This is a genomic window from Rhizobium metallidurans, from assembly GCF_014196505.1.
Classification (GTDB): Bacteria; Pseudomonadota; Alphaproteobacteria; order Rhizobiales; family Rhizobiaceae; genus Rhizobium; species Rhizobium metallidurans.
This window is the reverse complement of sequence record NZ_JACIDW010000021.1, coordinates 50,347-56,346: the sequence shown is the minus strand read 5'-3', so window position 1 is coordinate 56,346 and position 6,000 is coordinate 50,347. Positions and strand designations below refer to the sequence as shown.

Below are 6,000 nucleotides of genomic sequence, written 5' to 3'. Positions count from 1 at the left end.
CGCGGTCCCGAACGTCCGCACTCCGACGGATGGCCATCCGTCGGAGTGCGCGTCGATCATCAGACAATCAACGCAAAATGAACATGCAAGGGGGCTCCGGGTTCCGAGTCCAATTATTCCGAATTGCACCCCGGCGAGAGACCTCAGTCCCCCTCGCCACGCCCATTGACGATCTCGCGCTTGCCCACATGGTTGGCCGGCCCGACGAGCCCTTCCTTCTCCATCCGCTCGACGAGCGAAGCGGCGCGGTTGTAGCCGATGCCGAGGCGGCGCTGGATGTAGGAGGTCGAGCACTTCTTGTCGCGCAGCACGACCTTCACGGCCTTGTCGTAGAGGTCGTTGCCGTCCTCTGCCGCCATGTCGCCCTTGTCGAAGACGGCGCTGTCTTCTTCCTCGCCGTCTTCCTCTTCGTCGGCGGTCACCGTGTCGAGATATTCCGGCCGTCCCTGCGTCTTCAGATGCGCCACGACCTTCTCGACCTCGGCGTCGGAGACGAACGGGCCGTGGACGCGCGAGATGCGCCCGCCGCCCTGCATGTGCAGCATGTCGCCCTGGCCGAGCAGCTGTTCGGCGCCCTGTTCGCCAAGGATCGTGCGGCTGTCGATCTTCGAGGTCACCTGGAAGGAGATGCGGGTCGGGAAGTTGGCCTTGATCGTGCCGGTGATGACGTCGACCGAGGGACGCTGCGTCGCCATGATCAGGTGGATGCCGGCGGCACGCGCCATCTGCGCCAGACGCTGGATCGCCCCTTCGATTTCCTTGCCGGCCACCATCATCAGGTCGGCCATCTCGTCGACGATGACGACGATGTAGGGCATCGGCGTCAGGTCGAGTTCCTGTTGTTCCTCGATCGGTGCCCCGGTGCTGCGGTCGAAGCCGGTCTGCACCATGATGTGGATCGTCTCGCCCTTTTCCTTGGCCTGCGCCACGCGGCCGTTATAGCCGTCGATATTGCGCACGCCGAGGCGCGACATCTTGCGGTAGCGCTCTTCCATCTCGCGCACCGCCCACTTCAGCGCCATCACGGCCTTCTTCGGGTCGGTCACGACGGGGGTGAGCAGGTGCGGAATGCCGTCATAGATCGACAGTTCCAGCATTTTCGGATCGATCATGATCAACCGGCACTGCTCCGGCGTCATCCGGTAGAGCAGCGAGAGAATCATGGTGTTGACGGCGACCGACTTGCCCGAGCCGGTGGTGCCGGCCACGAGCAGATGCGGCATCTTCGCCAGCTCGGCGATCACGGGCTCGCCGCCGATCGTCTTGCCGAGCCCGAGCGCCAGCTTGTAGCTGCTCTTCTCGAAATCGGCGCTCTCGATCATCTCGCGGAAATAGACGGTCTCGCGCAGCGCGTTCGGCAGTTCGATGCCGATGACATTGCGGCCGGGCACCACGGCGACGCGCGCCGAAAGGGCCGACATCGAGCGGGCGATATCGTCGGCAAGGCCGATGACGCGCGAGGATTTCACGCCTGGCGCCGGCTCGAATTCATAAAGCGTCACGACTGGGCCGGGGCGCACATGAATGATCTCGCCCTTGATGCCGAAATCTTCCAGAACGCTCTCGAGAAGCCCGGCATTCTGCTCCAGCGCTTCCTGCGACATGATCTCGCCGACGCGTTCCGGCGGCTCCTGCAGCAGCGAGTTGGAGGGGAATTCGTAGCCGGAGGCGTCGACCTTGGAGGCAACGAACTTGTGGCCGGCCATGCGGGCGGCGGGTGCGAGCGGCGCGATCGCCGGCTGCGAACGAACCGGCATCGGCGCGATCGGCTGTGCGGCGGCCGGCTGCGGCTCTATGGCGATGGGCTGCAAGACCTGCGGGGCAGGGGCGGGCGCCAGTGCCTCGGCGGCGGCCGCCTGCTGCTTCAGTCTCACCGCAAGCGGCTGGCGGATCGGCGCGCGGCCGGTGGTCGGGGTCGGCGCCACGGCAACAGGTGCTGCGACGGAAACGGTGGGCGCAGCTGTCACGATTGGCGCCGTAGCAACTGGAGCAACGGGCAGCGGCGCGGCATAGGGTGCGGCGACCACGGGCTGTCTGCCCGGGCGCCATTCCATGATGCGGAACTGGCTGATGATCGAATGCGGCGCGGAGACGGTCTGCGGCGCCACGATCTGCATCTGCGATGCCGCGTCAACCTGCTCGGCCGGCGCCTCGCCGTCTTCGAAGGACATTACTTCCCAGAAGGCGAAGTCCGAGATCGAGGCGAGGTTGGAGGAGGCATGGAACTGCGTTTCGTCGGCGGTCTCCGAAACGACGATCGCGTTTTCTTCGACGGAAACGGCATTTGCTTCCGGCTGGTAGACGTCGAACGGCACGTTGACGACTACGGGCGCGCGCGGCGTGACCACGGGCACGCGAGACGTGACCACGGGCGCGTGAGGCGTGACCACGGGCGCGCGGGGGCCGGTCTGCTGCGGCGCATAGGCATTGCGCAGCGCCTGCTGCTGAACGTGCGGCTGTGGCTGTGTGACGGCCGGCTGCATCGCGGCCTGGCGGGCGACATAGCCCTGGCGCGGCTGTGCGGCGGGCTGCGGCGTCACGACGATCGGCTGGGCCATCGGCGCCATCACCTGTACGGTCTCCGGCGCGGGCGTCTCGACCTGCGCGGGCTCCATCACCCGCTGCTGCACCGGTTCGGCCGGCTGCTTGCGGGGGTTGATCTGGCTTTCCGGCGTGCGGGTAAAGCGGACATTCGGCGCCAGCGAAAAGTTGTTCTGCCAGATCGGCGGCACCGGCTTCTCGCCGGCCTGTTCCTGCAGCTGTTCGGCCGGGATGTCGGCGGAAATTTCACCGGCATCCGTCAGATTGGTTCTAGGAAAGCGCATACGACCGCTACTCACTCATGATTAGCAACTATTATCCTCTTCCGGCTTAGGAAATGAAGGTTAATAAGTTCCTTCTCCGCGCCCTCGCGGGACATGGGCAATCATAGGGAAGGCAAGCCTTTTCAGACGCTTAGGTGATAAAGAAAATTTTAGCGAATTTTCGACGAGGCGCCCTAATGCGCCTCGTCCCAGTTGGTCGCCGCGCGCGCATCCACCTTCAGCGGCACACGCATTTCGAGCGCCGGCATCGTGGCGTTTTCCATCACCGAAACAATGATCGGCATGGCCTTGTCGACGTCCTCGTCCTCGACCTCGAAGATCAGTTCGTCGTGCACCTGCAACAGCATGCGCACCCGCTCGGAAAGCCCGGCTTCTGCAAGCGCCGGCTCCATCTTGATCATCGCCCTTCGGATCACGTCGGCGGCCGAGCCCTGGATCGGGGCGTTGATCGCCGCGCGCTCATTGAAGGCGCGCACCGAGGGGTTGGAGGAGCGAATCTCGGGATAGTTGATTCGCCGCCCGAAAATCGTCTCGACATAGCCCTTGTCGCGCGCCTGCTGCTTGGTGCTGTCCATGTAGTCGCGAATGCCGGGGAAGCGCTCGAAATAGCGCTTGATGTAGTCGCCGGCTTCCGAGCGTTCGATCGAGAGCTGGTTGGCAAGGCCGAAGGCCGAAATGCCGTAGATGATGCCGAAGTTGATCGCCTTGGCGCGGCGACGCACCTCCGACGGCATGCCCTCGACCGGAACGCCGAACATTTCGGATGCCGTCATCGCGTGAATGTCGATCCCGTCGGCGAAGGCCTGCGTCAGCTGCGGGATTTCGGCGACATGGGCAAGCACGCGCAGCTCGATCTGGCTGTAGTCGGCCGAAATCAGCTTGTGGCCCGGCGTCGAGATGAAGGCGGTGCGGATCTTGCGGCCTTCGGCGGTGCGAACCGGAATGTTCTGCAGGTTGGGTTCCGACGAGGAAAGTCGCCCCGTCGTCGTCGATGCCAGCGAGTAGGACGTATGAACCCGCTTGGTCTGCGGGTGCACATAGCCCGGCAGCGCGTCGGTGTAGGTGGATTTGAGCTTGGTCAGCTGCCGCCAGTCGACGATCTTGCGCGGCAGTTCCAGCCCGGCCGCCGCCAGATCCTCCAGCACGCTGGCCGAGGTCGACCACTGGCCGGTCTTTGTCTTCGAGCCGCCGGCAAGACCCATCTTGCCGAACAAAATGTCGCCCAGCTGCTTCGGCGAGCCGATGTTGAAGCGCTCGCCGGCCAGCTGGTAGATCTCGTCCTCAAGCCGCGCGGCACCCTGCGCCAGCTCGCCAGAGAGGCGCGACAGGATTTGCCGGTCGACGGTAATACCGCGCTCTTCCATATGCGCGAGAACGGGCAGCAGCGGCCGCTCCAGCCGCTCGTAGACGGTGGTGAGTTTTTCGGCCGCCAGCCGCGGCTTCAGCACCATCCAGAGCCTGAGCGTCACATCGGCATCCTCCGCCGCGTAATGCGTGGCGCGGTCGATGTCGACGAGATCGAACGAAATGTTCGATTTGCCGCTGCCGGCCACGTCCTTGTAGGCGATCGGCTTGTGGTTCAGGAATTTCTCCGACAGCGGATCCATGCCATGCGCGCCGGTTCCTGCGTCGAGCACGTAGGAGATCAGCATCGTGTCGTCGAAATTCTTCGTTTCGACGCCGTAGCGCTTCATCAGCAGGTAGTCGTATTTCAGGTTCTGCGCCACCTTGAGCACCGACTGGTCCTCGAGCAGCGCCTTCAGCCTCGGCAACGCGTCGCGCATCGCGATCTGGTTCTCGGCCATGCCGCCACCGAGCAGGTCGCCCACGCCGGTCTTGTGGCCGAGCGGCACATAGACGGCGCGGATGTTGACGCCCGTGGGGCTCTTCGCGTTATCGGCGATCGCCATCGAGAAGCCGACGAGCTCGGCCTGCATGGCGTCGAGCGAGGTCGTCTCGGTGTCGAAGCCGATCACGCCGGTCTCGCGCGCATCCGCGATCCACTTGTCGAGCGTCGCGACATCGCGGATCGTCACATAGCGTGAGTGGTCGAAGGGCAGGCTGGCGAAGGCATCGGCCCGCGACTTGGCGAAGTCGGATGGCGTGAAGCTGCCCTCGGGCGCGGCGGAGCCGTTGACCTTAGCGGGAACGGAAACGGCATCGCCGACGACTTCAGGCGTTCCTCCGGCAACCGGTGCCGGTTCGGCCACGTCGAGATCGGGACCATGCGCATTGGCGCCCCACTCGACCGGCACGTCGACGGCATCGATGGCACCAGCATCGCACTCGCAGGCCTCGGCCACGCGCCGCGTCAGGCTGGTGAACTGCATGGCCTTCAGGAAGCCGATCAGCTTCGGTCCGTCCTGCGCCTCGAGAATGAGGTCGGCGACGGCAAGCTCCAGCGGCACGTCGGTCCTGAGCTTCACGAGTTCACGCGACAGCCGCGCCTTGTCGGCATTCTCGATGATCGTCTGCCGGCGCTTCTCCTGCTTGATCTCGGTGGCGCGCTCGAGCAGCGTGTCGAGGTCGCCATATTCGGCCAGCAGCGTCGCCGCCGTCTTCGGGCCGATGCCGGGAATCCCGGGCACGTTGTCGACGGAATCGCCTGTCATCGCCTGCAGGTCGATCATCTTTTCCGGCGGCACGCCCCATTTCTCGATCACATCGGGAATGCCGATCTGCTTGTCCTTCATGCTGTCGTACATGTGGACGTTATCGGTGACGAGCTGCATCAGGTCCTTGTCGGAGGAGACGATCGTCACGTCGGCGCCGAGCGCTTCGGCCTGCCGCGCATAGGTGGCGATGATGTCGTCGGCCTCGAAGCCCTCGGTCTCGATGCAGGGCAGGTTGAAGGCCCGCGTCGCCTGGCGGATCAGCCCGAACTGCGGGATCAGCTCTTCCGGCGGCGCCGAGCGGTTGGCCTTGTAGGCGTCGTAGAGATCCTTGCGGAAGGTCTTCGACGAATAGTCGAAGATGACCGCCAGATGCGTCGGCGTCACGCCCACCGACGTGTCGCGCGCCTCCGTCAGGAGCTTCCACAGCATGTTGCAGAAACCCGAGACGGCGCCGACAGGCAGCCCGTCGGATTTGCGCGTCAGCGGCGGCAGGGCATGGAAGGCTCGAAAGATGAATCCGGAGCCGTCGACAAGAAAGAGATGATCGCCTTTTTTCATGG

At 64.6% G+C, this 6,000-nt stretch carries 2 protein-coding genes; both read right to left on the bottom strand.

All coding sequences use genetic code 11. The features are described 5' to 3' along the window. Positions 1-143 precede the first annotated feature (143 nt). The gene (locus tag GGQ67_RS21760) at positions 144-2,825 is read right to left on the bottom strand and encodes a DNA translocase FtsK (protein ID WP_183902219.1); all 2,682 of its coding nucleotides are present in this window, start codon (positions 2,823-2,825) and stop codon (positions 144-146) included. Between the two features lie 173 nt (positions 2,826-2,998). Further along, on the bottom strand, positions 2,999-5,998 hold the full coding sequence (gene polA, locus GGQ67_RS21755; RefSeq protein WP_183902218.1) for a DNA polymerase I: 3,000 nt from the start codon (positions 5,996-5,998) through the stop codon (positions 2,999-3,001). Positions 5,999-6,000 lie beyond the last annotated feature (2 nt).

Bases quoted from the DNA above. Each gene is read 5' to 3' on its own strand.
- polA (WP_183902218.1), bottom strand. From the start codon at position 5,998: ATGAAAAAAGGCGATCATCTCTTTCTTGTCGACGGCTCCGGATTCATC.
- GGQ67_RS21760 (WP_183902219.1), bottom strand. From the start codon at position 2,825: ATGCGCTTTCCTAGAACCAATCTGACGGATGCCGGTGAAATTTCCGCC.